This is a genomic window from Allobosea sp. AAP35, from assembly GCF_001295925.1.
Classification (GTDB): domain Bacteria; phylum Pseudomonadota; class Alphaproteobacteria; order Rhizobiales; family Beijerinckiaceae; genus Allobosea.
In genome coordinates this window covers 14,705-40,189 of record NZ_LJHQ01000045.1, presented here as the reverse complement: position 1 = coordinate 40,189, position 25,485 = coordinate 14,705, and the positions used below count along the sequence as shown (strand labels likewise).

Below are 25,485 nucleotides of genomic sequence, written 5' to 3'. Positions count from 1 at the left end.
GCCATGACCATCACCTCCTCCGGCACGGGCGCCTACCGTCTCGCCACGCGCAGCCAGTTCGTCAGCGCCCGCAATGATCTGACGGAGTTGCAGCGGCAGCTGGCGACGCAGCAGAAGAGCACGACCTATGGCGGGCTCGGCATCGACCGGACCAAGAGCCTCGATCTGAACGCGAAGATCGCGTCACTCGATTCCTGGCTGGCGGGCATCGAAACCGCGGGCACCAATCTCAAGCTCCAGTCGAATGCGGTCGAGAGCATCGCCAAGGTCGCCACGCAGATCCGCACGGATATCAGCACCAGCACCTATCTGCCGTCGCAAGGCGGCCTGACCGGTCCGCAGATCCTGGCGGAGGGGTCCTTCGCGCAGGCGATCGATCTCCTGAACATCGACGTCAACGGCCGCTACCTGTTCTCGGGCCGCACGACCGATGTGAAGCCGACCGAGTCGACCGACCTCATCATCAATGGCGACGGCGTCAAGGCCGGGCTCAAGACGCTGATCGCCGAGCGGGCCACGGCCGATGGCGTGGCTGCGGGCGGGCAGGGGCGGCTGGGCGCGACATCGGCGACGAACGTTGCCACGCTGGCACGGGACACCGGCTTCAATGCGGCGTACGGCTTCAACATTTCGCCGCTGTCGTCGGGCTCGACTAATCTCGTTATGGCCGTTGATCCCCCTGCCGATCCGACCAGCCTGACGGTCACCGTCGGCCCCAGCCAGCCGCTGCTCGGCGAACAGATCCGGATCAAGCTCGACTTGCCCGACGGGACGCAGACCGAGATCCTGCTGACGGCCAAGGATCAGAGCGACCCGGCCAGCGCCGACGGTTTCGCCATCGGGGCGACGACGGCCGATACTGCCAAGAACATCTCCGATGCCATTGGCATCGCTCTGAAGAACGAGGCGCAGACCACGCTGAAGGCAGCGTCCGCGATCTGGACCACCACGGATTTCTTCGACTCCAGCGTCAATTTTCCGCCGCGGCGCGTGCCCGCAGACCTCGCCGATCCGCCGACGCGGGCCGGTGCCGCCGCCAATACGGTGATCTGGTATCAGGGCGAGGACGGGCTCGATCCGGCAGTGGCGCTGGATCCGCTGGCCGACGATCCTCGGGCTCTGGCGACGGGCGATCCAGTCCTGCCGAACCCCTCCGCCCGCAACACGGCGGGTGTCCAGGTCGATCGCACCCAGATCGTGTCGATCGGCACCCGGGCCAATGAGGGGGCGATCCGGGCCAGCTTGGCCAATCTGGCCGCCTTCTCGCTGGTCGAATTCCCGCAGGGGGTTGCCACCTCGCAGTCCGGCTACAATGCGCTGGCCGAGCGTGTCCGCGACGGGCTGAGCTATGAGGGGGGCCAGAGGCCCTCCGACATCGCGGTCGAGCTCGGCGTGGCGCAAAACGCGCTGAAATCCGCAACCGAGCGTCACGAGGCGACAAAGGCCTATTTCGAGACGACACTGGGCGGCGTCCAGGAGATTGACAAGAGCCTGGTCGCGACGCAGATCCTGGCGCTGCAAACCAGCTTGGAATCGAGCTATCAGGTGACCTCGATCCTGTCGAAGCTGTCGCTGACGAACTACCTGTAGGCGCTGAGCGCCCGCTGCTGAACTTCAGCGGCTAACATCCTGCGCGTCCGGCCCGAATTGAGCCCAATCCCGGTCATGGCTCGGTGCACGCCCGTTCTATCCGGCGTTATTCCGGACAAGCCGCGCACCATCGCCGTCCTGAACCCGTCATAGAGCACCGTCGGGCCTGACGCTGGGTTCCGGATCTGCGAGACGGCACGCGCAATAGCGTCCGTCTCGTCGCGCGTTCGCAGATGTCAGCGGCCGCGCAGGCCGGCGGCGATGTTGCGGTTGATCTCGATCAGCCCCGGCAGCGCCTGTGCGGAATTCGTCGCGCTGATGCGGACGGATTCGGCGAAGATGAAATTCGCCAGGTTCAGCAGATTGCTCTTGTCGGCGAAGGGCAGGGGATTGTCGGCCTTGCTGACGGCCGAGGCCAGCAGCGTCCAGAGCTTGCGGTTGAAGGCCAGCGCCGCGTCGAGATCGCCGGCGCGGCTTTCGAAATGGTCGGCGACCGCCTGGAGCTGCGTCGCGGCCTTCATCAGAAGCTCGGCTTCGAGATCGCGGGGGGTGTTGACGGTCGAGGTCTTGCGGGCGGCGGAGGCATATGCGTTGAAACCGGGCTGCATGCGCTTCATTCCAATCGGATGGACGGCCTGTTGCCGCTTCGGCAGGTGTAGATGCCCGTGTCTTAAAATGCGGTTTAAAGGGCGATCGCCGCTGCAAGACGGCGTTAGGGGCTCATTTACCGTGTTTGACCTCGGACCTTTCCCAAAGGCGAATACGCCGAAAGCAAGCCTTCGCATTAAGGCCGCCGCAAGGTCTGGCCCTCATGTTCACGAGGCGGCCAGCAGGGCCGCTTTCGATCAAGGACATGACACATGGCAATCGCTCTTTCCGCTGGCGTTCGCACCAACCTGCTCTCTCTGCAGAGCACCGCCCAGATGCTGACCCAGACCCAGGAGAAGCTGTCGACCGGCAAGAAGGTCAACAGCGCTCTCGACAACCCCACCAACTTCTTCACGGCCCAGGCGCTCACCGAGCGCGCCTCCAGCCTGACCTCGCTGCAGGACGGCATCAACACCGGCGTGCAGACGGTCAAGGCCGCCAACAAGGGCCTCGACACCATTACCACCCTGCTCAAGCAGGCCAAGTCGATCGCCGAGCAGGCGAAGAACGCGGGCAATGGCGCCGCCTCAGCCGGTGTTGACGCTGGTACGGCTATCGACGTTACCGGCACTGCTGCCGGCAGCGTCTTGGAGAGGACTCGTGCGGCTTCCCTCACCACCAACGGTGTCGCTGATACCGAGACGCTGATCTTTACGACAACCAAAGGCGGCGTGCAGGAACAGTTCACATTCACCGCGAGCGCGACGCTCGACACCGTGGGTGAACTCGTTGACGCTGTTAACAACTCTGGCGTTGCTACCGCTAAGATTAATGATAACGGAACCCTCAGCTTCGATGCGGCTGTCGATACTGCTGCCACTCCGGCTGAAACATTCACTATCACTGGTACTGGCGCGACTGCTACCGACCTTGGTTTCGCAGCTTTCGCTACCGCCGCTCGCACACCCAGCACCACCGCAAACGGTCAGGATTATGTCTCGCAGTACGCGGATGTGATGACCGCCATCAATGATGCCGTTACGGACGCAAGCTTTAACGGCATCAATCTGTTGCAAGGCGGCGATAGCAACAAGCTTACCGTGACCTTCGACGGTGCCTCGAAAAGCAAAATCGATGTCGACAGCAAGAGCTTTTCTACCTCGGGTATGTCGGTCGTTTCTCTCGGCAGTGGTAACGCGGATGCGGTTCTGACGTCGATCGACACGGCTCTGAACACCGTCAAGGGCAGCCAGGGCGAGTACGGCAACAAGCTTGCCATCATGCAGACCCGTCTCGACTTCTCCAAGGAGCTGTCGAACATGCTGGAAGTCGGCGCCGACAACCTGACGCTCGCCGACACCAACAAGGAAGCGGCCAACCTGCTCGCTCTGCAGACCCGCCAGTCCCTGTCGCAGTCCGCCCTGTCGCTGGCCAACCAGTCCGACCAGGCCGTGCTCCAGCTGCTGCGCTGATCCACATCAACGGCGAGGCGGGCCTCACGGCCCGCCGGTCACCCAGGCGGCGAGGGCAACCTCGCCGCCTTTTTCATGGTCGGTTAACGCTTCTGGCGCAAAGACTGCAATGCGAGGAGCAGACCATGGCGCTGAAGATCGAACTCAAGGCCAATGAGCGGGTGATCATCGGCGAGCACGCGATCGTCAACGCGAGCGACCGTCGCATCAAGCTCGTGGTCGAGACCAAGGCGCGCATCCTGCGCCAAAGCGAGATCCTCCCCGAACTTGAAGCCAGGACGGTCTGCGACCGGCTGCAGGTGGTGCTCCAGAGGATGTATCTGGCGCGCGACCCGGCGCCGCATCAGGCCGATTTCCTGCGGATCGCGGGGGAGATCGTCGCGGCGGTGCCGAGCTTCGGGCCGAAGATCGCGGCGATCTCGGGGCATATCCTGGCTGGGGAAATGTATCAGGCGCTCAAGGGCGCGCGCGCCCTGCGCGAAGACGAGGCGGCCCTGCTGGAGCTGGCAAGGGTCGCGCTGGCGGGGCCCGACGCGGCGTCGGCCTGAAACTCACACCGAGCGGTCGATGCGGGCCGCTTCGGCTTCCTGCTGCGCCAGCACGCGCGCATAGACGCGTCGGCGCAAGGAGGCTTCGTCGGGAATGGTCTCGACGACCTCGCCCGTACTTGCATCGCGTCTTTGCAGAATGACGGTGCGCGTCTGCGGCTCGACAATCAGCCGCCGCTCGATGTCGGATGAGGCGGCGCTGCGCCGCAGGGCCTCGTTGCGGGCGCTTTCGGTTTCGGCGCGCTGCTGCAGATCCCGCCCGCGAATGTCGAGCTCGATGGCCCGACCGGCCTGTGCGGATTGCACGGTCTTCTCGGGGGGGAGTTCAACGCCGACACTGCCTTGCGTCGCGACGATATCGGCGCGGGCGGCGATCGGGGGGCCTCCGACGGGTGTGGTCCTGGGCGCGTTGCCGAAATCCATGGTTTTACTCCTTCTGGAGTGAGGCCCAGCGGCGCGGTGCCGCTGCTGGCCTTTGCATGGACAGGCTCGCGCCGATCCGAACATGGACAGGCTGGCACGGAAGATTGAATCTCCCGTCAAGAAGTTAGGTAAATATTGAGGGGTTTGGAGGCAGCCGCCCGCTCAGGCCCGCTGATGCTGGCTTAGAGCCGCCGCGACACCATCAGCGGTCCGGAATTGGGCCTGGCGAAGGCGCCGGCGCCGACAGTGGAAGCCGGACCATAGCCGGCCGCGCGGGAGGGGCGGTTGGCGTCGGCGGCGAGATCGCGGATGATCGATTCCGAGACCGCGCGCGCGGTGGCGAGCACGATCTGGTTGGTTTCGATCAGCGTCTGGAACGAGAGATGCGCGCCCTTCAGCCGCTTGACCTGATCGGGCACGAAACGGGCAAGCGCGACCGCGTTGAGCTTCACCTGTTCGACGCCGCGCATATAGATGCCGGCGAGCTCGGTCTTGCGCGCCTCGCGCGTCATCGCCTCGGGCAGGCGGCCGGCACGGACAAGTTCGGTCTCCTCGCCGACGACATGCGACAGGGCCGACAACGCCTCGAGCACGCTCTCGATCAGCGCCCTGGCTTCGAGCGGGCTGGAAACGCGCGGCCGCTCGTCGAGAACGCGTCTTGCGACCGACATGGTTACGCTCCCGAAGCCTGTGTCGCGATGCTGGCGCCGGACTGCTCCTGCACCCGCAAAAGATCGCGCATGATGCTGTCGGAGAGGCCCAGACCACCGGCCTTCTGGATCTGCTTGGCGTATTCCTGGGTCAGCTGCGACTTGTAGATATCGCCGCCGATGCCGTTTTCGCCGAGCGGGCCTTCACTGCCCGAGGGGGTGGCCGTGAGCTGCTGGGTGACCTGTTCGAGGAACATGGTCTCGAAATCATCGGCCTGCTTCTTGGCCTTGGCCTTGGCCGGATCGAGCGCGTTGGAGAGCCCGCTGGCGAGGCTGCCGACGACGTTGAGGGCCAGCTTGGCGGCCGGCATGGCAAGGGTTGGGCTCATTACATCACCTCGATTTCGGCCTGCAGGGCGCCTGACGCCTTGATGGCCTGGAGAATGGAGATCAAATCGCGCGGGCCGATGCCGAGCGCGTTCAACCCGTCGACGAGCTCGGCCAGCGTCACGCTTTCGCGCACCAGGGCCAGCTTGTTGCCGCCTTGGGTATCGACCTTCACATTGGTGCGCGGGGTCACCACCGTCTCGCCATTGGCAAGCGGGCCGGGCTGGCTGACCTGCGGCTGTTCGCTGATCGTGACGGTGAGGTTTCCCTGCGCCACGGCAACCGTCGAGACGCGGACATCCTTGCCCATGACGATGATGCCGGAGCGCTCGTCGATGACGATCCGGGCGAGCTGGTCGGGCTCGATGCGCAGCTGCTCGATATCGGTGAGCATGCGGATCATGTTGCCCTGGAAGCGCGGCGGGATCTGCAGCACGATGGTCGAGGGATCGGTCGGCTCGGCCGCGTCGCCGCCGAGGAAATCGTTGATCGCGGCGGCCATGCGGCGCGCCGTGGTGAAATCCGGGTTACGCAGCGATAGCCGCAGCGTCTTCAGCTTGTTGAGTGCAAAGTCGATCTCGCGCTCGACAACGCCGCCATTGGCGATGCGCCCGACGGTGGGCACGCCGCGGGTGATCTTGCTCGCATCGCCCTCGGCCGAGAACCCGGCGATGGCGACAGGCCCTTGCGACACCGCATAGACCTCGCCATCGGCGCCCAGAAGCGGCGTCACCAGAAGCGTGCCGCCCTGGAGGGACTTGGCATCGCCCAGCGCCGAGACCGTGACGTCGAGCCGGGTGCCCTGCGTGGCAAAAGGCGGCAGATTGGCGGTCACCATCACGGCCGCGACATTGGCGGTGCGCATATTGGCGCCGCGCGTGTTGACGCCGAGCCGCTCCAGCATCGCGGTGAGCGACTGTTTGGTGAAGGGCGCGTTGTTGAGGGTGTCGCCGGTGCCATTGAGGCCCACGACGATGCCGTAGCCGAGGATCTGGTTGGAGCGGACGCCCTCGACGGAGGCGAGATCCTTGATGCGCGACAGGGCCTGCGCCTCGCCTGCCACCACGGCGAAGCCCAGCGCCAGCAGCAGGGCCAGCGGCTTTACCAGGGATGTCAGGGCGGCTTTGCGGAACATGGTCTCACCGGCAGGAGAAAACGGTCGGTCATCCTCCTGCGATCCGCGTGCCAGACGCCGACACATTTAAAATGCTGATTTATCAGTTGTTTGGACATTCGAGGCAGGGTCAGTCCTGCCGATGGGCGGCAGCCGTTCCTGCCGGGGCGGCAGTTTCTGCCGGGTGGTTTACCGCCTGTTAACCAGGCTGGCATGAGGGTTCGCATGACCGATTTCGCGAGGCGACCATGATCCGGATCGACCAGCGCGCACCCGTCTCCCACGCCGGCCCGGCAGGTTCCGCACGGCGCGCAGGGAGCGCCGCGTTCACATTGCCGACCAAGGAAGGTGCGACCAGCGCCCGCAGCGCGAGTGTCGCCGCGTCGGGTCCGCTCGACACGCTGCTCGCCGTGCAGGCCTATGAGGAGCCCCACGAGCGCAAGAAGCGCCAGGCCAAGCGCGGCCACGACCTGCTCGACGGGCTCGATCGCCTGAAGGCGGCGCTGCTCTCTGGCCGCGTGCAGATCGCCGAACTGGAGGAGATCAGGGCCAATCTCACCATGCGCCGCGAGACGACCGACGATCCGCGGCTGGACGACGTCCTGGCGCATATCGAATTGCGGGCGGCGGTGGAACTGGCGAAGCTCGGGCGGTGATCTCCGTCATGCTCGGGCTCGACCCGAGCATCTCGTGACGAGATGGTCTGGAGAAACATCCGGCCAGAGATTCTCGGGTCTGCGCTTCGCTTCGCCCGAGAATGACGTGATCCCGCTACCGGATGAACTGATCCGCATACTCCGCGCCGAGCCCGTTGCTGGCATAATGCGCGCGGCATTTGTCGAGCCGCGTGAAGACGTCGTCATAGCCGAGGCATTTGCCGTCCGGGTCGACATAGATCATCGCGCCGTTGACCTGGAACATGGTGATCATCTCCTCGGTCTCGGGATCGACCACCAGCGTATGGGTCTCGCCCGGCGCCTCGTAGACATAAGACCCTTCGGTGGCGACCCAGTCATGCTCGAGATAGCGCCACTGGCCCTTGAGCACATAGCCATGGACCGGCTGCGGATGGCGGTGGCGGGAGAGCACGCCCGAGCGGCGCACCCGCAGCAGGTTCATCCAGTAGCCGCGCGTCACGCTGAGGCATAAGGGTCGGAACCAGACATTGTCGTCGACCGGGACCCAGACGCGCTCATCGGTGGGGATGACGTTGGGCACAATCAACTCCGGCGGCGAATCCTTCGGCTGCGGGTGCCGATAGGGCGTCCAGCGCTCGGCGTCGGAGGCTGCGACCGGAATGGGGCTGACCTTGTTCATGGTGTTTCTCCCGTTGCTGTTGGCTGAATCCGGCGTTGCCGAGCTGATTCAGGATGATCCGGCATCGTCCTGTGCCGGTTGGGTTTTGGCTGGCGGGTCAGACCGCCAGATAGCCGCCGTCCACCGGCAGGATCGTGCCGGTGATGAAGCCGGCCGCATCCGAGAGAAGGAAGGCGATCGCGCCGCCGACATCGCCGGGCTGGCCCCATCGGCCCATCGGCGTGCGCGCCAGGATGGGCGCCGAGCGGACGGCATCCTCGACCAGCGGCCGCGTCAGTTCGGTCTCGATCCAGCCCGGAGCGACCGCGTTCACGCGGATGCCGTCGCCCGCCCAGGCGGCGGCCAGCGACTTGGTGAGCTGCCCGATCGCGCCCTTGGAGGCGGCATAGCCTGGCGCGAAAGCCGAGCCGTGGAAGGTCAGCATCGAGGCGATGTTGACGATCGCGCCATGGTTGGCCGCAAGCTTGTCCTTCGCCGCCAGGCACATCCGCATCGTGCCGCTGAGATTGACCTCGATCGTCAGGCGGAAGGCGTCGATCTCGAACTCCTTGCCGCCGCGCTGGATCATGCCGGCGCAGTTCACCAGCGCGTCGAGGCGGGGGCAGGCGGCGATGATCGCCGCGACTTCGTTGTCACGCGTGACGTCGAGCCTCGCATAGGCAATGGCGGGGTGGGGTGGGGCAGTCGCAATTTCCTCTTCGGTCAGGCCGGTGGCTAGGACCTCGAAGCCCGCAGCGGCGAGCGCGAGCGCGGCGCCCTGGCCGATGCCGCGGGTGCCGCCGGTGACGAGGGCGAAGCGTGGTGCGGTGTGGGGTGTGTCGGTCATGGCGCCGAGTCTAACGGCGCCGGCAGCACACGGGAAGACCGCGGCCCTGCGTTTCAGGGCGTCGGCAGTTCCAGCCGCAGCAGGGCGGACGCGTTGGTCTGGTAGTCGTTGCCGGTGATCGGCACCTGCCGGCCGACATTGAGATCCAGTGTGGTGCGCCAGGGCATGGAGAGCGGCTGCGTCAGATCCGCGATGACCTTGACGCGTGGCGTCATGCTGGTGACAAGCCCGTTTTCCGCCGCGAATGTATAGCTCCCGGCGAGCGCGATCTCCGTCGTCAGCGTGACGATGTCGAGTGGCTGGAGCTTGTAGCCCAGTACGGCCTGGGCATTCTGCTCGGCTGATCCCGCCGCCTGGAGATTGCCGCCAGCCGCCGCGCTCCACAGCACATCCCCCTCGGCGCTCGGGCCCTGCGTCACATTCCAGTCGACCCGCGTGTCGTTGCGCTGCCAGCCGCCCTGGCCCGTGACGATCGCGGTCGAGACCGAGAGCCGCTCGGCACCCAGCTTCATGCCGACAGCCCGCTCGGCGACAGAGGGCAGCGGCGTCGCGGCGGGGCTGAGCCCGCGCCGGATCGGCACGGCGGCGAAGTCGGGCCGGGCGAGCCCGTTGCGCACGGCCCTGTCATGGGCTGCGCTTTGCTTGTTCAGCGTCGGGGCCATGAAACTCGGCGTCGCCAGCACGGGCTCGGGCGGCGGCGGCGGGGCCTGCCAGCGTGGAATCGGGGCAAACAGCTGCATCTCGGCCTCGTCCGCGAAGGCTGCGTCGAGCGTCAGCGCATCGGCAGGCTGCTCCGGGCTGGCGGCGAGGGGCCCTGCGGTCAGCATCAGAAGCGCTGCAGCCCGAATCAAAAGGCCGGCCGGCGCGAGAAAGACAGATGGAGGCAAGGCGGTCGTCCCGGTGCGGCGGCGGTGAGGGCGCAGACTGAACACGCAAGCCGACGATTTTGCGGCAGTGCAGCATGGATTTGCCCCGCCATGGCCTCAAGGGTTAAGGAGCCTTGCGTCCCGGGTTCAACAGCGCCTTAGCCGAAAACCGCATTTCCCTTTCCAGGCCGATGCTTTAGGACACGGCCAACCGCCTGCGGCGCGCTTGCCGCAGGCCGATATCGTTTCAATCTGACCAGAAGCAGGGGTCGTTTCACATGAGCAAGATCAAGGTCGCCAACCCGGTCGTCGACATGGACGGCGACGAGATGACCCGCATCATCTGGCAGAAGATCAAGGACACGCTGATCTTCCCCTATCTCGACCTCGATCTCGATTATTACGACCTCTCGGTCGAGAACCGCGACGCCACCGACGACCAGGTCACCATCGACGCCGCCAACGCGACCAAGAAGCACGGCGTCGCGGTGAAATGCGCGACGATCACGCCCGATGAAGGCCGCGTGAAGGAATTCAACCTCAAGTCGATGTGGAAGAGCCCCAACGGCACGATCCGCAACATCCTCGGCGGCGTGATCTTCCGCGAGCCGATCATCTGCAAGAATGTGCCGCGCCTCGTTCCCGGCTGGACCCAGCCGATCGTGATCGGCCGCCACGCCTATGGCGACCAGTACCGCGCCACCGACTTCACCTTCCCCGGCAAGGGCACGCTGTCGATCAAGTTCGTCGGTGAGGATGGCGCGGTGATCGAGAAGGAGGTCTTCAAGGCCCCCGAGGCCGGCGTCGCCATGGCGATGTACAATCTCGACGAGTCGATCAAGGATTTCGCCCGCGCTTCGCTGAACTACGGCCTGATCCGCAAGTATCCGGTCTATCTCTCGACCAAGAACACCATCCTCAAGGTCTATGACGGCCGCTTCAAGGACATCTTCGAGGAGATCTACCAGGCCGAATTCAAGGCCCAGTTCGACGCCGCCGGCATCACCTATGAGCACCGCCTGATCGACGACATGGTCGCGTCCGCGATGAAGTGGTCGGGCGGCTATGTCTGGGCCTGCAAGAACTACGATGGCGACGTGCAGTCCGACACGGTGGCGCAGGGCTTCGGCTCGCTGGGCCTGATGACCTCGGTGCTGATGACGCCCGACGGCAAGACCGTCGAGGCCGAGGCAGCGCATGGCACGGTGACGCGCCACTATCGCGAGCATCAGAAGGGCAAGGAGACCTCGACGAACTCGATCGCCTCGATCTTCGCCTGGACCCGTGGGCTGGCCCACCGCGCCAAGCTCGACGGCAATGCCGAGCTGGCCAGGTTCGCGACGCTGCTCGAGAAGGTCACGGTCGACACCGTCGAGGCCGGCGACATGACCAAGGATCTGGCTTTGCTGGTCGGCGCCGAGCAGAAATGGCTCTCGACCACCGGCTTCCTCGAGAAGGTCAGCGAGAACATGAAGAAGGCCATGGCCGCCTGAGTGGTTTCAGCCTTCGTGACGACACGAGAGCCCGGCCGGCGACGGCCGGGCTTTTTTCGTGGGTCGGGGGAGGCGGTTCATTGGGGCGCCCGTCATCCTGGACAAGCCGCGGCACGCGGCGCAGGCCGGGATCCATCATCGGGCACGGTCGCCGCCCTATGATGGATCCCGGTCGGCCTGCGGCCGCCCAGGATGACGGTGGTGGTTCGGGGACCATCATCGACGCCGCGCACCAAAAGCCCCGACCGACCTGAGCCGCGGGGTTTCGCGACCATACCCCCGAAAGGGGATGCGCGGAGCCGGGTGGCGCGCGGATCAGAGCCGCGTGCCGATGTCGAGTGTCGATGTCGAGGTCGATGCAGCGCCGATCTCGCGCCGCCCGGCTCCGCGCGCGGGTGTTTTGGGCGTCGCGGCCACTCGTCCCTTGACTAAGGGGACTTACTGCCGCTCGACCTCCGGGAGCCCCCGCCCGCAATGGCGACGCCTCCCGAAACCCGCCACTGCACCCGGCCGCACGATGCCTCGCGAGAGCCCCCTTGGTCGGATGCAGCGAGGGGAGGATAGGGGCGGGCGGGGTGGCGGGGATAAGGGGTGGAGGTTATGCCCGTTCAATCCATGATCACGACGGTCGTTGGGGCGGCTGCCGACAGCGGCTCATCGTAGAGCGCGGTGGTCAGTTCCGGGCTCTTCGCTGGCGCGAAGCCCTGGAATGACAGCGGGGGGCTGGGGATGCGTGCGGTTTGTCCGCTCCCCTCCACCCTCACTCCACGCGCACCGCCCTTGTCGCCAGCACGCGCAGGCCGCTGAAGGGGGCGTCCATCACATAGCGCAGCTCGTAGGCGCCGGGCTGGTCGGGGCCATCCAGCGTCGCCTCGACGTTCTCCTGCGGGAAGAAGGACGGGCCTTGCGCGTCCGGGGCGGCGCCGGCCTGCACCAGCACCACCCGGTCGCGCTCGCCATTGGGGCCGATGCCGCGCACCGGCAGGGCCTGGCCGCGTCCGATGCGGGCGGGCGCGGCCAAGGTCGCCTGCGGCGGTGTGGTGACGAGCGACTGGCGCAGCAGGATGACCGGGGCGCCGTCCTGGTCGCGCGTCAGGCGCAGCTCATAGGCGCCGGCCTCGCCCGGCGTCGGCAGGCTGGCCGAGGGGCGGGCGCCGAGCGGCACCACGACGATGGCGGTCGCAGCCGGATCGGTCGGACGCGCGATGGCGAGCCGCGCTCCTTCCGGCGCACGGGTGGCCAGGACATTCAGCGGCGAGCCCGCCATCAGCCGCTGCGAGGCGGACAGCGCTGGGCCTTTGGGCTGCGGCGGCTTGCGGGGGCCCTGCTGCTGGGCCTGAGCCTGCGACGGGGAGCCGGCGGGCGACAGGGCGGCCAGCGGCAGGGCGGCTGCCGCCAGCAGGATGAGACGGCGAAGCCTCATGCGCCCAGCGCCAGCTTGCGGATATGGGCGGCGAGCTTCGGGCTGCGCGCGGTCAGGGCGCGGAAGTCGATCTGGTCGAGCACGAGGAGCTTTGTCGGCGCGGTGGCGACCGCCGCGCTGACCGCCGAGGCATGGCTCGTGATCGCGACGTCGTCCAGCGTCAGCGCGCCGAAGAAATGGCCTTCGTCCAAGGTCGTCTTCCCCTCCGGCCGCGAGATCTCGACCTCGCCGCTGGCGACGAAATACAAGGCCTGCAGCGGCTCGCCCTCATGGGCCACCACGACGCCGTTGCGCACGGTGCGGGCGCGCAGGAACTGCATCACCTGCGCGATCTCGACCGCATCGAGTTGGCCAAATAAGGGCACGCGGGCGATCATGCTCCAGGTCACGACGAATTCGCGGCGGTGGATCTCCTGCGCGAAGGCGGTGGCGACGATGCCCACGGGGAGCGCCAGCATGACAAGGCCGAGCACCGCCGTGACGGATGCCACCGCCTTGCCGGCCGCCGTGACCGGGAAGACATCGCCATAGCCGACCGTGGTTAGGGTGATGATCGCCCACCACATCGCATCGGGAATCGTGCCGAGCTTGTCGGGCTGGGCCTCGTGCTCGACGAGATGCATCACGCTGGCGGCCATCAGCATCACGCCCATCAGCACGACGAAACAGGCAAACAGCGCCTTGCGCTCCGCCGACAGCGCCGCCGCCAGCGAGGCCATGCCCGGCGAATAGCGCCCGAGCTTGAAGAAGCGCAGCAGCCGCAGCAGCAAAAGCGCGCGCAGATCGCTCAGGCCTAGCACCGCGAAGGCGAGCGGCAGCGTGGCCAGAAAATCGATGATCGCCGGCAGCGACAGGGCGTAAGCCAGCCGCGCCCGGGCCGGGGAGAGCGCGCGGTAGCGGGCATGTTCGGGCGCGACCCACAGGCGAATGGCATATTCGAGCGCAAACAGGACCAGCGAGACGGCCTCCAGCGCCTGGAAAGCCGGGCCGAAGCGCGCCGCGATGTCGGGCACCGATTCCAGCACGATCGCGGTCACATTGGCGCAGATCAGCAGGACGAGCCCGCGATGGATCGCGGTGGCGATGGCATCGTCGCCTGCGCCATGGTCGAACCAGAGGTGAACCCGGCGCCGCCAACTCGGGTGAGAGGCGGCGGCGTCCATGGCGGCGTCAGCCCATCGCGGCGGCGACGGCGTCGAGCGCGGCTTGCGCTTTGTCGCCATCGGGGCCGCCGGCCTGGGCCATGTCGCGGCGTCCGCCGCCGCCCTTGCCGCCGAGCGCCTCGGAACCCGCGCGCACCAGCGCGACCGCGTCGAACCGCTCGGTCTGGTCGGCGGTGACGCCGACGACGATTCCGGCCTTGCCATCCTCGGCGACGCCGACGATGGCGACGACGCCCGAGCCGATGCGGGTCTTGGCCTCGTCGACGAGGCTCTTGAGATCCTTCATCTCGACGCCGCTGATGGCGCGCGCCAGCAGCTTGGTGCCGGCGATCTCCTGCACCGGGTCCTGCGCTTCTCCACCGCCGCCCATGGCGAGCTTCTTGCGGGCGTCGGAGAGTTCGCGGTCGAGCTTGCGGCGCTCCTCGATGAGGGCGGTGAGCCGGTTGCCGGCTTCATGGGCGGGGACCTTGAGCAGGCTGGCGAGCCCGTCGAGCAGGCGCGACTCGGTGTTGAGCCGCAGGCGCGCGCCGTTGCCGGTCATCGCCTCGAGGCGGCGCACGCCGGCGGCGACCGCGCTTTCCCCGACGACGCTGACCAGGCCGATATCGCCGGTGCGGTTGGCATGGGTGCCGCCGCAGAGCTCGACCGAATAGGCGCGCCCCGTGGCGTTGGTGCCCATCGCGACGACGCGGACCTCGTCGCCATATTTCTCGCCGAACAGCGCACGCGCGCCCGACGCGATGGCCTCGTCGACGCTCATCAGGCGGGTCGAGACCGGCTCGTTTTTCAGCACGATGGCGTTGGCGATCTCCTCGACCTCGCGCAGTTCCTCATCGGAAATCGGCTTGGGATGCGAGAAATCGAAGCGCAGCCGGTCGGGCGAGACCAGCGAGCCCTTCTGCGCGACATGGTCGCCAAGCACGAGACGCAGCGCCTCATGCAGCAGATGGGTGGCGGAGTGGTTGGCGCGGATGGCGGCGCGGCGGGCATGATCGACGACGAGTTCGACGGCGGCGCCGCGCTTCAGCACGCCCTCCTTGACGGTGACGGCATGGGCGAAGACATCGCCGAGCTTCTTCTGGACATCGCTGACCGCGACCACCAGGCCGGGCCCGCGCACCGTGCCGGCATCGCCGACCTGGCCGCCGGATTCGCCGTAGAACGGCGTCTGGTTGACGATCATCAGGCCGGTCTCGCCGGCATTCAGGCTCTCGACCTCGGCATTGTCGCGGATCAACGCCGTGACGACGCCTTCGGCGGTCTCGGTGTCGTAGCCGAGGAATTCCGTGGCGCCGAGCTTGTCGCGCAAGGGGAACCAGAGCTTCTCGGTCGCGGCCTCGCCGGTGCCGGCCCAGGCGGCCCGCGCCTTGGCCTTCTGCTGCTGCATGGCCGCATCGAAGCCATCCGTATCGACGGTGACGCCGCGGGCGCGCAGCGCATCCTGCGTCAGGTCGAGCGGGAAGCCATAGGTGTCGTAGAGGGTGAAGGCGACGTCGCCCTTGAGGCTCTGGCCTGCGGTCAGATCCTTGGCGGCGTCGTCGAGCAGGGTCAGCCCTCGCGCCAGCGTGGTGCGGAAGCGGGTTTCCTCGAGCTGCAGCGTCTCCGAGATCAGCGCCTCCGCGCGCAGCAATTCGGGATAGGCGCGGCCCATCTCGCGGGTCAGCACGGGGACGAGCCGGTGCAGCAGCGGATCGCGCGCGCCGAGCAGCTGCGCATGGCGCATGCCGCGGCGCATGATCCGGCGCAGCACATAGCCGCGGCCCTCATTCGAGGGCAGCACGCCATCGGCGATGAGGAAGGCGGCGCAGCGCAGATGGTCGGCGATGACGCGGTGGCTCGCCTTCATCGGCCCGTCGGAGGGCACGTTGGTGAGGTCGGCGATGGCCGCGATCAGCGCCGCGAACAGGTCGATGGCGTAGTTGTCATGGGTGCCCTGGAGCACGGCGGCGATGCGCTCCAGCCCCATGCCGGTGTCGATCGAGGGGCGGGGCAGATCGGTGCGAATGCCGCCCGCCGCCTCCTCATACTGCATGAAGACGAGATTCCAGATCTCGATGAAGCGGTCGCCATCCTCGTCGGGCGAGCCCGGGGGGCCGCCGGGGATGTGGTCGCCATGGTCGTAGAAGATTTCGGAGCAGGGGCCGCAGGGGCCGGTGTCGCCCATGCGCCAGAAATTATCCGAGGTCGGGATGCGGATGATCTTGGAATCCGACAGACCAGCGATCTTCTTCCAGAGCGCGTGCGCCTCGTCGTCCTCGGAATAGACCGTGACGGTCAGCTTGTCCTTGGGCAGGCCGTATTCGCGGGTGACCAGCGTCCAGGCGTGGGTGATCGCCTGTTCCTTGAAATAATCGCCGAAGGAGAAGTTCCCCAGCATCTCGAAGAAGGTATGATGGCGTGCGGTGTAGCCGACATTGTCGAGATCGTTGTGCTTGCCGCCGGCGCGGACGCATTTCTGCGCGGTGGTGGCGCGCTGATAGGGGCGCTTCTCCTGGCCGGTGAAGACGTTCTTGAACTGCACCATGCCCGAATTGGCGAACATGAGCGTCGGGTCGTTGCGCGGCACGAGCGGGCTCGACGGCACCACCTCATGGCCCTGGCCCTTGAAGTAATCGAGGAAGGTGGACCGGATTTCGTTGACGCCGCTCATCGCTGTTTGCGCTCTGGTCTGGGCTTGAGGCCGGCACACCCGGCGGGAAACACCGCTTCTAGTCAGGCGACCGGCGCCTGTCCAGAAAACGCGCGCGGGCGGAGCAGACAGCAAAAGGGCGGCCCGGGAGCCGCCCTGTGTCAAGATCGTTGAAGATGATCACCCATTGCGGCAAAAACGCGCCGTCATTCCCGACAAGCCGCGAAAGCGGCGCCGCTCCGGAATCCATCATAGAGGGCCGTCGGCGCCCTATGATGGATTCCGGGACTTCGCTGCGCTCGCCCGGAATGACGGCGAGGGTGTGATCGCCGTCCGCGCCAATCCTCAGGCCTCGCCCTCGTCGAGATCGTCGGCGCTGGGCGTCGCCTCGTCGAGGATGCGCTCGGCGACGAGGCCGGAGTTCTGGCGGATCGTCGCCTCGATCTTGGCGGCCATTTCGGGGTTGGCCTTGAGGAAGGCCTTGGCGTTCTCGCGGCCCTGGCCGAGGCGCTGGCTGTCGAAAGAGAACCAGGCGCCCGACTTCTCGACCATGCCGGCCTTGACGCCGAGATCGACGAGCTCGCCGACCTTGGAGATGCCCTCGCCGAACATGATGTCGAACTCGACCTGCTTGAAGGGCGGCGCGACCTTGTTCTTGACGACCTTGACGCGGACCTGGTTGCCGGTGGCCTCCTCGCGATCCTTGAGCGTCGCGACGCGGCGGATGTCGAGGCGCACGGAGGCGTAGAACTTCAGCGCGTTGCCGCCGGTGGTGGTCTCAGGCGAGCCATACATCACACCGATCTTCATGCGGATCTGGTTGATGAAGATGACCATGCAGTTCGAGCGCGAGATCGACGCCGTCAGCTTGCGCAGGGCCTGGCTCATCAGGCGGGCCTGGAGGCCGGGCTGGACATCGCCCATCTCGCCCTCGATCTCGGCGCGCGGGGTCAGCGCGGCGACCGAATCGACCACCAGAACGTCGATCGCGCCGGAGCGGACGAGCGTATCGGTGATCTCGAGCGCCTGCTCGCCAGTGTCGGGCTGCGAGATCAGGAGATCGTCGAGATTGACGCCGAGCTTGCGGGCATAGACGGGATCGAGCGCGTGCTCGGCATCGACGAAGGCGCAGACGCCGCCCTTCTTCTGGGCTTCGGCGATGGTGTGCAGCGCCAACGTGGTCTTGCCGGAGGATTCCGGCCCGTAGATCTCGATGACGCGGCCGCGCGGCAGGCCGCCGACGCCGAGCGCGATGTCGAGCCCGAGCGATCCGGTCGAAATCGTCTCGATCTCGACTGCCTGCTGGTTCTTGCCCAGCCGCATGATCGAGCCCTTGCCGAAGGCGCGCTCGATCTGCGAGAGCGCCGCATCCAGCGCCTTGGCCTTGTCCATCGAGGACCCTTCCACCAATTTGAGATTCGCCTGACTCACGATTCGCGCTCCTTATGGCAGGGGCGCGGGGACATCTCAATCCGCGCCGATGGCCAAGATTGGTCACGGTTTGTTCTTGTGGGCAAGTTCTTTTTTTGTTCTCGTGACGGCGGTGCTGACAGGAGATGTCAGGAGCGGCTATCGGCCGGGTTCCGGGCGCCGCGGATCGCCGCTGGCAGTGTTTGAAGGGATGGTGGAATGAGCCTGCGCGCGCGCGATGTCGGCCTGATCTGCGGGACGTTGCCGCCGGGGCCGCTCAACGCAATCGCCGATGTCGCCGGGGTGCGCGTCGGCCATCGCAGCCTGCACCAAGGCGATGTCCTGACCGGCTTCACGGCGGTGCTGCCGCATGAGGGCGATCTGTTCCGCGACAAGCTGCGGGCGGGCTGCGACGTCATCAACGGCTTCGGCAAGAGCGCGGGTCTGGTGCAACTGGCCGAGCTCGGCCAGATCGAGACGCCGATCCTGCTCGGCAACACCTTTTCGGTCGGCGTCGGCATCGACGCGCTGGTCAGCCGGGCTCTGGCGTCTCATCCCGAGATCGGGCGCGAGACGGGAACGGTCAATCCGCTGGTGCTGGAATGCAATGACGGGTTCCTCTCCGACATCCGCGCGCGGGCTTTGACCGAAGCCGATGCTTTCGCCGCACTCGATTCCGCCGCCGCTGGGCCGGTGGCCGAGGGCTCGGTCGGCGCCGGCTCGGGCATGAGCGCGTTTGGCTTCAAGGGGGGCATCGGCACGGCCTCGCGCCTGATGCGGCTGGGCGCGCGCGATTTCACGCTCGGCGTGCTCGTGCTCGCCAATTTTGGCAATGCCGGGGATCTCGTTTTGCCCGATGGGCGCCGGCCCGTGCCGCCGGCCGCGCCGCCTGCGACGCAGGAGCGCGGCTCGGTCATCATCGTGCTGGCGACCGATCTGCCGCTGGAGTCGCGCCAGCTCAATCGGGTGGCGCGGCGCTGCGGCGCGGGGCTGGCGCGGCTGGGCGCCTTCTGGGGGCATGGCAGCGGCGATATCGCGGTCGCCTTCAGCACGGCGGGGCGCATCGCGCATCACGAGGCCGCCGATATCCTGCCGATGGCGATGCTCAATGAGAGCCGGATCGACCTGCCGTTCCGCGCCGCCACTGAAGCGACGCAGGAGGCGGTGCTCAACGCGATGCTGGCGGCACCCGCGATCACGGGGCGCGACGGGCATGCGCGCCTGTCGCTGGCCGACGCGCTGCGCTGAGGGGCATCACCCCATCGCCGCCTTCACCGTCTCGACGAGCTGCTTCATCGTGAACGGCTTTGGCAGGAACTGGAAGTCCTCGCCCTCGGGCAGGTTCTTGCGGAAGGCTTCCTCGGCATAGCCGGAGACGAAGACGACCTTGGTGGCGGGGTTGCGCTGGCGCAGTTCGCCCAGCAGCGTCGGGCCGTCCATCTCGGGCATCACCACGTCGGAGACGACGAGGTCGATCTGGCCGTCATGCTGCAGGAAGATCTCCAACGCCTCGACGCCCGAGGCCGCCTCATGGACGGTGTAGCCGCGCGAAACCAGCATGCGGGCGTTGAGCGCGCGCACGGCGTCCTCGTCCTCGACGAGCAGGATGACGCCGGCGCCGGTGTGGTCGGCGGCGATCTTCTTGGGCGCCTCCTTGATCGCGGCTTCGGCTGCGATCTCCTCTTCGCTGGGGACATGGCGCGGCAGGAAGATGCGGAAGATCGTGCCGCGGCCGACGACCGAATCGCAGAAGACGAAGCCGCCGGTCTGCTTGACGATGCCATAGACCATGGAGAGGCCCAGGCCCGTGCCCTTGCCGACCTCCTTGGTGGTGAAGAACGGCTCGAAGATCTTGTCGAGATGCTCGGGCGCGATGCCGGTGCCTGAATCCTCGACCTCGAGCAGGACATAGTCGTCGGTCGGCAAGGCGGCGTGGGCGAAGCTGGCGCAGTCGGCGCGCTCGACATTGCGGGTGCGCACCGTGAGCTTGCCGCCATCGCCCATCGCGTCGCGGGCATTGACCGCGAGGTTGACGATGACCTGTTCGAGCTGGCCGAGATCGGCCTTGACCGGCCAGAGGTCGCGGCCCTGGCGGACGTCGAGCGTGACCTTGTCGGCGACGACGCGCTTGAGCATCAGCGAAAGATCCGACAGCACGTCGCCGAGTTCCAGCACCTGCGGCCGCAGCGTCTGGCGGCGCGAGAAGGCGAGCAGCTGCCGCACCAGCGCAGCCGCTCGGTAGGCGTTCTGCTTGATCTGCATGATGTCGGGGAAGGACGGGTCGGTCGGGCGATGGCTCGCCAGCAGGAACTCCGAGGCGTTGATGATGACCTGCAGCACATTGTTGAAGTCGTGGGCGATGCCACCGGCCAGCGTGCCGACCGCCTGCATCTTCTGGGCCTGGTCGATATTGTCCTTGAGCTTGCGCTCGGCGGTGGTCTCCAGCGCATAGACGATGGCGCGCTCGCCGTCGCCATCCTCGGTCGCGGCTACGGGCGCGAGATAGAGCCTGGCCGAACGGGCTTCGTCGGCGGCCAGCGTCAGATCGAGCGGGGCGACCTCGCGGCGGCCTTCCATGACGTCGGTCAGCGCCCGGTCGAGCCCGCCGCCGGGCACGACGAGATCATGAATCGTGGCCGGCTGGGGGCCGAGTTGCTGGCCGGTGTGGGTCAGGCGGGCGAAGGCGGCGTTCGAGCGCAGGATGGCGCCGTTGCGGTCGACGGTGGCGATCGCCATCGGGGTCGAGTGGAAGAAGCGGGCAAAGCGGATCTCCGCCTCGCTGCCGCGGTCGGTGCCGGCTTCGCCGGGCGCCCGGTTCAGCACCAGCGTGCGCGATGGGCCGGCGCGGCCATCGCTGCCGAAGGCGACCTGGTGGTGCAGCCGCACCGGCACGGGGGCACCGTTGCGGCGCTTCAGATCGACGTCGAGAACCTCGATGCGGACATCGCCGGGATGGCCGCGGATGGCCTGGACCAGGGCTGCGGCGCCGGGCGTCGCGATATCGTCGAGATGCAAGCCGCCCGAGCCGAAGCGGGCCAGATCGAAATCGAGCCAGCCCGAGAGCGTGGCGTTGAGATAGGACACCTCGCCATCGGCATCGATCGAGACGAAGCCGGCGGGCGCATGGTCGAGATAGTCGATCGCGTGCTGCAGCTCCTGGAAAGCGTTTTCCTGGCGCTCGCGCTCGGGCGTGATGTCCGACACGGCCCAGAGCGCGGCCGGTTTGCCGTCGCGGCGAACGGGGGAGACCCGGATGCGGTACCAGCCGACGGCACCACGGCCGGCAAGCGCGGGTTCAAGCCGGATCTCCTCGGAGAGCTTGCGGTTCTCGCGCGCGGCGGTGGCGAGGCGGTAGATCGCCTCGGAGACCTCGGCCCGGCCGGTGAAGAGGCTGCCGACCGGGCGCAGATCGCTGGCGCCGCGCGCGCCGGCCAAAGCGATATAGGCCTCGTTGGCGTAGACGATCGAGGTCTCGCCCTCGGTGACGACAATGCCCTCGTCGGCACGATCGACGATCGCCTTGGTCAGGTCGTTGCGGGCGGCGCGGCCGGAGAACTGGATCAGCCCGACGGCAAAGGCGAAGAGGCCGAAGACGCCGACGACCGAGAGCAGCGCGAGCAGGCCGAGAATCAGTGGCTGGGCCCATTCATGGGCGATGAAGCCAAGCGCCACCGCGGCACCGACGAGCAGCCCCGCGACGAGCAGGATGACGCCGATATGCCCGGGCTTGTCGGAGCGATCGATCGCAGTCGTGGTGCCGCCCATTGCGGTGAGATCCGTCCGGTTGCCGTGGCGCCGTCGCAAGGGGCGACGCATGCGTGAATATCAGCGAGTTAGGCGTGCCGACGCTTCATGCGCAAGACGTATCCGATCACTTCCGCCACGGCCTGATAGTGTTCGACAGGAATTTCTTCGTCGATCTCGACGCTGGCGTGCAGCGCGCGCGCCAAGGGCACGTTTTCGACGATCGGGACCTTGTGCTCGCCTGCGACCTCGCGGATTTTCAGCGCCATCGCATCGACGCCCTTGGCGAGGCACAGCGGCGCTGCCATCCCGGGCTCGTATTGCAGCGCGACCGCGTAATGGGTCGGGTTGGTGATGATCACGGTTGCCTTGGGCACGGCTGTCATCATGCGCCGGCGGGCGCGTTCCATGCGGATCTGCCGGAGCTTGGCCTTGATCTCGGGGTTGCCTTCCGAGTTCTTGTGCTCGTCCTTGAGCTCCTGCTTGGTCATTTTCTGGCGCTGGTACCAGGAGTAGCGCTGCCAGCCGAAATCGCCGAGCGCGATCACGGAAAACAGCGCCAGCGCGCTCGCCATCAGCTTGATCGCCAGCACCAGCGTCGCCGGCAGCAAGGCCGAGACATTCATCTGGGCGAAGCCCTCGAGCCGGTCGTGCTCGTTCCAGAGCGTGATCCAGAGCACGGCGCCGACCAGACCGGTCTTGGCCAGCCCCTTGGCGAAATTGACCCAGGCCTCCTTGCCGAACATCCGCTTGGCGCCGGCCATGGGCGAGATGCGGCTGAACTTCGGCATCATCGGATCGAAGGTCCAGAGCGGCTTGTGCTGGATCAGCGCGCCCATCAATGCGGCGACGAGGATGAAGGCGAAGGGCAAGCCGAGCGCGGCAAACCCCGCCATCACGCCCTGCTGCGCGACATTGGCGAAGGCCGCCCCGTCGGAGGGCACCTGATGGGCGTTCATCAGGAAGGCACGCAGCGACAAGGCGGCGTCGCGGGCCGACCAGCCGGCACCGACGAGCAGCGCCATGGTGAAGCCGCAGAGCACGAAGAAGGTGCCGATCTCCTGCGATCTGGGAATATCGCCTTTCTCGGTCGCCTGATCCAGTTTTCGCTGGGTCGGCTCCTCTGTCCTGTCTTCCTTTTCGGCGTCCTCCGACATGGCGCCTCAGTTCCCGGCAAACTGGCGCAGGAAGGCGCCGAGATCGTTGAGGAACACGCTCATCATCACGCCGACGACGGCCAGCAGCACGAACATGCCGCCGAGGATCGAGGCCGGAACGGCGAGGAAGAAGACCTGCAGCTGCGGCATCATCCGCGCCAGCACGCCGAGCCCCAGATTGAACAACAGGCCGAAGACGATGAAGGGCGCCGAGATCTGCACCGCCAGCGAGAACCCCTGGGAGGCGGCCCGCACGGCCAGCATCATCACATCGCCGATCTCGGGAATGCCGCCCGGCGGCAGCAGGCGGTAGCTCTCATGGATCGCGACGATCGCGACATGATGCAGGTCGCTGGTCAAAATCAGGGTGATGCCCAGCAGGGTGAGCAGGTTGCCGATCGAAGGGTTCTGCTGGCCGCCGGTCGGATCGACCGTCATGGCATAGCCCAGCCCCATGGTCTGCGCGACGAGCGTGCCGGCCGTCTGCAGCGCGGCCATGACGAAGCGGGCGCAAATGCCGATCACCAGGCCGATCAGGATCTCGCCGAGCAGCAGGCCGACCACGGCCGAAAGGTCGGTCGGCAGGGTCAGAAGCGGGCGCGCCATCGGCACCATCATCAGGGCGATGAAGAAGGCCAGCGACAGCCGGGCCCGCGAGAAGACGAAGCGCTCGCCGATGCCCGGCATCAGCATGACGAGCGTGCCGACGCGCGCGAAGACGAGCACGAAGACGGCGCTGATCTCGGGCAGGATCGCGATCTGCATCGTGCCGTCGTCACCTCGTCGCCCATCGGAACGCCGCGTGGGCGCGCCTCCGATGAAGGCCAGGCGCGGCAGCGGCAGGCTCATTCGCCCGTGGCGATTCGGACGGCGACCCGTCCCATATAGCCTGCCAGGGCGTCGCCCATGAACGGCAGAAACAGCATCAGCCCGGCGAAGACCGCGAGAATCTTCGGCACATAGACCAGCGTCTGTTCCTGGATCTGCGTCAGCGCCTGGATCAGCGAGACGACGAGGCCGACGATGAGGGCGATCATCATCAAGGGCCCGCCTGCTTTGAGAAAGACCATGATGCCGTCGCGCGCGACGTCGAGGATGGCTCCGGAGGTCATGTCGATATCCTTTTTGGCTGAGGATTCCTCAGCCCTCATCCTGAAGAGCGCTGTCTGGCGCGTCTTGAAGGTGATCCAGAGGGCGCTGGCGCATTCTTCGACGCGCCGCTTCGCGGCTCCTCAGGATGAGGGCTCGTCTCGATCTCAGACCGGCATCCGCATGATTTCTTCATAGGCCGCGATCACGCGGTCGCGCACGGCGACCAGCGTCTCGATGGCGGCCTCGCTCTCGGCCACCGCGGTGACGACATCGACGACGTCGGCACGGCCGACGGCGACGGAGGCGGTCTGCGTATCGGCCTTGCGGCCGGCATCCGCAGTAGCCTCGAGCGCCTTGCCGACCAGGGCCGAGAAGTCGGTGGCGCCGGTCTGCGTCCCCGTCGGGGTGAGGGGCTTGCGGAGCAGATTGCCCGCGCCCATCCCCTGGATCGAAGCATAGGCGCCGGCGGCGAAGCTTGGCGTGGCCATGATGAGCTTGTCCTTCAGGCGCGCAGGATGTCGATGGTGCGCTGGATCATCCGGCGCGTCGACGAGATCAGGTTGAGGTTGGCTTCATAGCTGCGCTGGGCCTCGCGCATGTCGATCGTCTCGATCAGCGAATTGACGTTGGGCATGCGGACATTGCCGGCGGCGTCGGCCGTCGGATTGCCCGGCTCGAACTTCACGCGGAAGGCGCTCTGGTCGCGCTGGACGCGGCCCATGTCGACGACCTGCGCCTCCAGTTCGCGGTCGAACCGACGCTGAAAGGTCGGGATCTTGCGCCGATAGGGGTCGGCGCCGGGGCGCTCGGGGCCCGAATCGGCGTTGGCCATGTTCTCGGCGATGACGCGCATGCGGCCGGACTGGCTGCGCAGCCCCGACGTCGCCACCGCGATGCTCTTGAGAAGATCCATCCTGCCCGTTCCTTACCTGTGCGAAGCGTCAACGGCCCGGTCTGTTAGCGGCCCGGTCTGTTAGCGGCCTTTGCCGATGGCGATCTTCATCAGGCCAAGGCCCTTGCTGTAGAGCGAGGCGGCAAGCTGATAATCGGACTGGTTCTGCGCGACCTTGCTCATTTCGTCCTCGAGATTGACCGCGTTGCCGCTCGGCGTGGTTTCGAACCGCTGGGCCCGCTTGTCGTCGAAGCCGCCCGCGCGGGTGCTCAGATCCATGTGCCCGGCGCTCGTCAGGGCGAGCCCGACGCTGGCCTGTCCGGTCCCGATCGCAGGCGCCTTGACCTCCATCGGGCGAAAGCCCGGGCTGTCGGCATTGGCGACGTTCTCGGCCAGCACCTTCTGGCGCGACTGGTGCCAGTGCATGCGGGTCTTCAGCGCCAGCATCAGGTTTCCGCCTGTGCCCAGGGCATTGTTCGCCATGACGGTGGCCCTCCCGAAGCCGGCGGTCGCGCCGGTCCACTGGGTAAATATTGCCGGCCTCGTGGTTAACGATCGGTTAAAACCCCGCGGTTCCGGGGATCCGGTTAACCACGCATTCACCATGTTTCCTGAAAGCGCGGGCGTCATGCTATAGCCAGCGTGTTCAACGTCAGCTGAACTTAAAGGCAGCCGGGGCCCGGCCAGCCGTCGCATATGAG

General features: G+C 66.8%; 25 protein-coding genes. 6 read left to right on the top strand and 19 right to left on the bottom strand.

Going from position 1 to position 25,485, the window contains the following annotated elements; translation table 11 throughout:
• Positions 1–3: 3 nt before the first annotated feature.
• Positions 4–1,590 (top strand): flagellin, encoded by a 1,587-nt coding sequence (locus tag IP69_RS15330; protein ID WP_054143704.1) that lies wholly within the window; start codon positions 4–6, stop codon positions 1,588–1,590.
• A gap of 236 nt (positions 1,591–1,826) precedes the next feature.
• Here IP69_RS15330 and flaF read toward each other — a convergent pair whose 3' ends face one another.
• Complete coding sequence (gene flaF / locus IP69_RS15325) at positions 1,827–2,198, bottom strand: flagellar biosynthesis regulator FlaF (RefSeq protein WP_054143703.1); 372 nt, start codon at positions 2,196–2,198, stop codon at positions 1,827–1,829.
• Between the two features lie 252 nt (positions 2,199–2,450).
• On the opposite strand from flaF, the gene IP69_RS15320 reads away from it, so the two are divergent.
• Positions 2,451–3,650 carry a flagellin gene (locus IP69_RS15320; RefSeq protein WP_054143702.1) on the top strand — a complete coding sequence of 400 codons (1,200 nt, stop codon included), beginning with the start codon at positions 2,451–2,453 and terminating at the stop codon, positions 3,648–3,650.
• Between the two features lie 125 nt (positions 3,651–3,775).
• Positions 3,776–4,198 (top strand): flagellar biosynthesis repressor FlbT, encoded by a 423-nt coding sequence (locus IP69_RS15315; RefSeq protein WP_054143701.1) that lies wholly within the window; start codon positions 3,776–3,778, stop codon positions 4,196–4,198.
• A gap of 3 nt (positions 4,199–4,201) precedes the next feature.
• On the opposite strand, the gene IP69_RS15310 is transcribed toward IP69_RS15315, so the two are convergent.
• The 4 genes from IP69_RS15310 to IP69_RS15295 all read right to left on the bottom strand — a co-directional run bounded on the left by IP69_RS15310 (position 4,202) and on the right by IP69_RS15295 (position 6,793).
• The gene (locus IP69_RS15310; RefSeq protein WP_054143700.1) at positions 4,202–4,621 is read right to left on the bottom strand and encodes a hypothetical protein; all 420 of its coding nucleotides are present in this window, start codon (positions 4,619–4,621) and stop codon (positions 4,202–4,204) included.
• Between the two features lie 182 nt (positions 4,622–4,803).
• The gene (locus tag IP69_RS15305) at positions 4,804–5,292 is read right to left on the bottom strand and encodes a hypothetical protein (protein WP_054143699.1); all 489 of its coding nucleotides are present in this window, start codon (positions 5,290–5,292) and stop codon (positions 4,804–4,806) included.
• Between the two features lie 2 nt (positions 5,293–5,294).
• Positions 5,295–5,660 carry a rod-binding protein gene (locus IP69_RS15300; protein ID WP_082359366.1) on the bottom strand — a complete coding sequence of 122 codons (366 nt, stop codon included), beginning with the start codon at positions 5,658–5,660 and terminating at the stop codon, positions 5,295–5,297.
• Positions 5,660–6,793, bottom strand: coding sequence for a flagellar basal body P-ring protein FlgI (locus IP69_RS15295; protein WP_082359365.1), 1,134 nt, complete (start codon positions 6,791–6,793; stop codon positions 5,660–5,662). Before IP69_RS15295 ends, IP69_RS15300 begins: the two co-directional genes overlap by 1 nt.
• 227 nt (positions 6,794–7,020) lie before the next feature.
• Here IP69_RS15295 and IP69_RS15290 point away from each other — a divergent pair, with 227 nt between their 5' ends.
• Positions 7,021–7,428 (top strand): flagellar assembly protein FliX, encoded by a 408-nt coding sequence (locus tag IP69_RS15290; protein ID WP_156323487.1) that lies wholly within the window; start codon positions 7,021–7,023, stop codon positions 7,426–7,428.
• Positions 7,429–7,543: 115 nt separating this feature from the next.
• Here the strand turns inward: IP69_RS15290 and IP69_RS15285 are convergent, their stop codons facing one another.
• The 3 genes from IP69_RS15285 to IP69_RS15275 form a co-directional block, all read right to left on the bottom strand.
• The gene (locus IP69_RS15285; protein WP_054143697.1) at positions 7,544–8,089 is read right to left on the bottom strand and encodes a 2,4'-dihydroxyacetophenone dioxygenase family protein; all 546 of its coding nucleotides are present in this window, start codon (positions 8,087–8,089) and stop codon (positions 7,544–7,546) included.
• 97 nt (positions 8,090–8,186) lie between these two features.
• On the bottom strand, positions 8,187–8,915 hold the full coding sequence (locus tag IP69_RS15280; protein WP_054143696.1) for an SDR family oxidoreductase: 729 nt from the start codon (positions 8,913–8,915) through the stop codon (positions 8,187–8,189).
• A 53-nt stretch (positions 8,916–8,968) separates the two neighbouring features.
• Complete coding sequence (locus IP69_RS15275; RefSeq protein ID WP_054143695.1) at positions 8,969–9,742, bottom strand: hypothetical protein; 774 nt, start codon at positions 9,740–9,742, stop codon at positions 8,969–8,971.
• Between the two features lie 317 nt (positions 9,743–10,059).
• Here IP69_RS15275 and IP69_RS15270 point away from each other — a divergent pair, with 317 nt between their 5' ends.
• Positions 10,060–11,274: an NADP-dependent isocitrate dehydrogenase gene (locus tag IP69_RS15270; protein WP_054143694.1), complete on the top strand. Its 1,215-nt coding sequence runs from the start codon at positions 10,060–10,062 to the stop codon at positions 11,272–11,274.
• A 760-nt stretch (positions 11,275–12,034) separates the two neighbouring features.
• On the opposite strand, the gene IP69_RS15265 is transcribed toward IP69_RS15270, so the two are convergent.
• The 4 genes from IP69_RS15265 to recA all read right to left on the bottom strand — a co-directional run bounded on the left by IP69_RS15265 (position 12,035) and on the right by recA (position 17,920).
• Positions 12,035–12,697 (bottom strand): hypothetical protein, encoded by a 663-nt coding sequence (locus IP69_RS15265; RefSeq protein WP_054143693.1) that lies wholly within the window; start codon positions 12,695–12,697, stop codon positions 12,035–12,037.
• A complete protein-coding gene (locus IP69_RS15260) occupies positions 12,694–13,860 on the bottom strand; it encodes a cyclic nucleotide-gated ion channel (protein ID WP_054143755.1) in 1,167 nt (388 codons plus the stop codon). The genes IP69_RS15265 and IP69_RS15260 overlap by 4 nt, the downstream gene beginning before the upstream one ends.
• Positions 13,861–13,867: 7 nt before the next feature.
• Positions 13,868–16,510 carry an alanine--tRNA ligase gene (gene alaS / locus IP69_RS15255; protein ID WP_054143692.1) on the bottom strand — a complete coding sequence of 881 codons (2,643 nt, stop codon included), beginning with the start codon at positions 16,508–16,510 and terminating at the stop codon, positions 13,868–13,870.
• 324 nt (positions 16,511–16,834) lie between these two features.
• Positions 16,835–17,920: a recombinase RecA gene (gene recA, locus IP69_RS15250; RefSeq protein WP_054143691.1), complete on the bottom strand. Its 1,086-nt coding sequence runs from the start codon at positions 17,918–17,920 to the stop codon at positions 16,835–16,837.
• A gap of 198 nt (positions 17,921–18,118) precedes the next feature.
• On the opposite strand from recA, the gene IP69_RS15245 reads away from it, so the two are divergent.
• The gene (locus IP69_RS15245; protein WP_054143690.1) at positions 18,119–19,147 is read left to right on the top strand and encodes a P1 family peptidase; all 1,029 of its coding nucleotides are present in this window, start codon (positions 18,119–18,121) and stop codon (positions 19,145–19,147) included.
• A 6-nt stretch (positions 19,148–19,153) separates the two neighbouring features.
• On the opposite strand, the gene IP69_RS15240 is transcribed toward IP69_RS15245, so the two are convergent.
• From IP69_RS15240 to flgB, 7 genes are all read right to left on the bottom strand, one after another.
• On the bottom strand, positions 19,154–21,715 hold the full coding sequence (locus tag IP69_RS15240; RefSeq protein ID WP_349236300.1) for a cell cycle histidine kinase CckA: 2,562 nt from the start codon (positions 21,713–21,715) through the stop codon (positions 19,154–19,156).
• Between the two features lie 17 nt (positions 21,716–21,732).
• The gene (flhB, locus tag IP69_RS15235) at positions 21,733–22,800 is read right to left on the bottom strand and encodes a flagellar biosynthesis protein FlhB (RefSeq protein ID WP_054143688.1); all 1,068 of its coding nucleotides are present in this window, start codon (positions 22,798–22,800) and stop codon (positions 21,733–21,735) included.
• Between the two features lie 6 nt (positions 22,801–22,806).
• Entirely contained in the window at positions 22,807–23,565 is a 759-nt protein-coding gene (gene fliR, locus IP69_RS15230; RefSeq protein WP_054143754.1) for a flagellar biosynthetic protein FliR, read from the bottom strand.
• 80 nt (positions 23,566–23,645) lie between these two features.
• A complete protein-coding gene (gene fliQ, locus IP69_RS15225) occupies positions 23,646–23,912 on the bottom strand; it encodes a flagellar biosynthesis protein FliQ (RefSeq protein ID WP_054143753.1) in 267 nt (88 codons plus the stop codon).
• 144 nt (positions 23,913–24,056) lie between these two features.
• Positions 24,057–24,380 (bottom strand): flagellar hook-basal body complex protein FliE, encoded by a 324-nt coding sequence (locus IP69_RS15220; protein WP_054143687.1) that lies wholly within the window; start codon positions 24,378–24,380, stop codon positions 24,057–24,059.
• Between the two features lie 14 nt (positions 24,381–24,394).
• The gene (gene flgC, locus IP69_RS15215) at positions 24,395–24,805 is read right to left on the bottom strand and encodes a flagellar basal body rod protein FlgC (protein WP_054143686.1); all 411 of its coding nucleotides are present in this window, start codon (positions 24,803–24,805) and stop codon (positions 24,395–24,397) included.
• Positions 24,806–24,865: 60 nt separating this feature from the next.
• A complete protein-coding gene (flgB, locus tag IP69_RS15210) occupies positions 24,866–25,267 on the bottom strand; it encodes a flagellar basal body rod protein FlgB (RefSeq protein WP_054143685.1) in 402 nt (133 codons plus the stop codon).
• Positions 25,268–25,485 lie beyond the last annotated feature (218 nt).

Bases quoted from the DNA above. Each gene is read 5' to 3' on its own strand.
- IP69_RS15330 (WP_054143704.1), top strand. From the start codon at position 4: ATGACCATCACCTCCTCCGGCACGGGCGCCTACCGTCTCGCCACGCGC.
- flaF (WP_054143703.1), bottom strand. From the start codon at position 2,198: ATGCAGCCCGGTTTCAACGCATATGCCTCCGCCGCCCGCAAGACCTCG.
- IP69_RS15320 (WP_054143702.1), top strand. From the start codon at position 2,451: ATGGCAATCGCTCTTTCCGCTGGCGTTCGCACCAACCTGCTCTCTCTG.
- IP69_RS15315 (WP_054143701.1), top strand. From the start codon at position 3,776: ATGGCGCTGAAGATCGAACTCAAGGCCAATGAGCGGGTGATCATCGGC.
- IP69_RS15310 (WP_054143700.1), bottom strand. From the start codon at position 4,621: ATGGATTTCGGCAACGCGCCCAGGACCACACCCGTCGGAGGCCCCCCG.
- IP69_RS15305 (WP_054143699.1), bottom strand. From the start codon at position 5,292: ATGTCGGTCGCAAGACGCGTTCTCGACGAGCGGCCGCGCGTTTCCAGC.
- IP69_RS15300 (WP_082359366.1), bottom strand. From the start codon at position 5,660: ATGAGCCCAACCCTTGCCATGCCGGCCGCCAAGCTGGCCCTCAACGTC.
- IP69_RS15295 (WP_082359365.1), bottom strand. From the start codon at position 6,793: ATGTTCCGCAAAGCCGCCCTGACATCCCTGGTAAAGCCGCTGGCCCTG.
- IP69_RS15290 (WP_156323487.1), top strand. From the start codon at position 7,021: ATGATCCGGATCGACCAGCGCGCACCCGTCTCCCACGCCGGCCCGGCA.
- IP69_RS15285 (WP_054143697.1), bottom strand. From the start codon at position 8,089: ATGAACAAGGTCAGCCCCATTCCGGTCGCAGCCTCCGACGCCGAGCGC.
- IP69_RS15280 (WP_054143696.1), bottom strand. From the start codon at position 8,915: ATGACCGACACACCCCACACCGCACCACGCTTCGCCCTCGTCACCGGC.
- IP69_RS15275 (WP_054143695.1), bottom strand. From the start codon at position 9,742: ATGCTGACCGCAGGGCCCCTCGCCGCCAGCCCGGAGCAGCCTGCCGAT.
- IP69_RS15270 (WP_054143694.1), top strand. From the start codon at position 10,060: ATGAGCAAGATCAAGGTCGCCAACCCGGTCGTCGACATGGACGGCGAC.
- IP69_RS15265 (WP_054143693.1), bottom strand. From the start codon at position 12,697: ATGAGGCTTCGCCGTCTCATCCTGCTGGCGGCAGCCGCCCTGCCGCTG.
- IP69_RS15260 (WP_054143755.1), bottom strand. From the start codon at position 13,860: ATGGACGCCGCCGCCTCTCACCCGAGTTGGCGGCGCCGGGTTCACCTC.
- alaS (WP_054143692.1), bottom strand. From the start codon at position 16,510: ATGAGCGGCGTCAACGAAATCCGGTCCACCTTCCTCGATTACTTCAAG.
- IP69_RS15245 (WP_054143690.1), top strand. From the start codon at position 18,119: ATGAGCCTGCGCGCGCGCGATGTCGGCCTGATCTGCGGGACGTTGCCG.
- IP69_RS15240 (WP_349236300.1), bottom strand. From the start codon at position 21,715: ATGCGTCGCCCCTTGCGACGGCGCCACGGCAACCGGACGGATCTCACC.
- flhB (WP_054143688.1), bottom strand. From the start codon at position 22,800: ATGTCGGAGGACGCCGAAAAGGAAGACAGGACAGAGGAGCCGACCCAG.
- fliR (WP_054143754.1), bottom strand. From the start codon at position 23,565: ATGCAGATCGCGATCCTGCCCGAGATCAGCGCCGTCTTCGTGCTCGTC.
- fliQ (WP_054143753.1), bottom strand. From the start codon at position 23,912: ATGACCTCCGGAGCCATCCTCGACGTCGCGCGCGACGGCATCATGGTC.
- IP69_RS15220 (WP_054143687.1), bottom strand. From the start codon at position 24,380: ATGGCCACGCCAAGCTTCGCCGCCGGCGCCTATGCTTCGATCCAGGGG.
- flgC (WP_054143686.1), bottom strand. From the start codon at position 24,805: ATGGATCTTCTCAAGAGCATCGCGGTGGCGACGTCGGGGCTGCGCAGC.
- flgB (WP_054143685.1), bottom strand. From the start codon at position 25,267: ATGGCGAACAATGCCCTGGGCACAGGCGGAAACCTGATGCTGGCGCTG.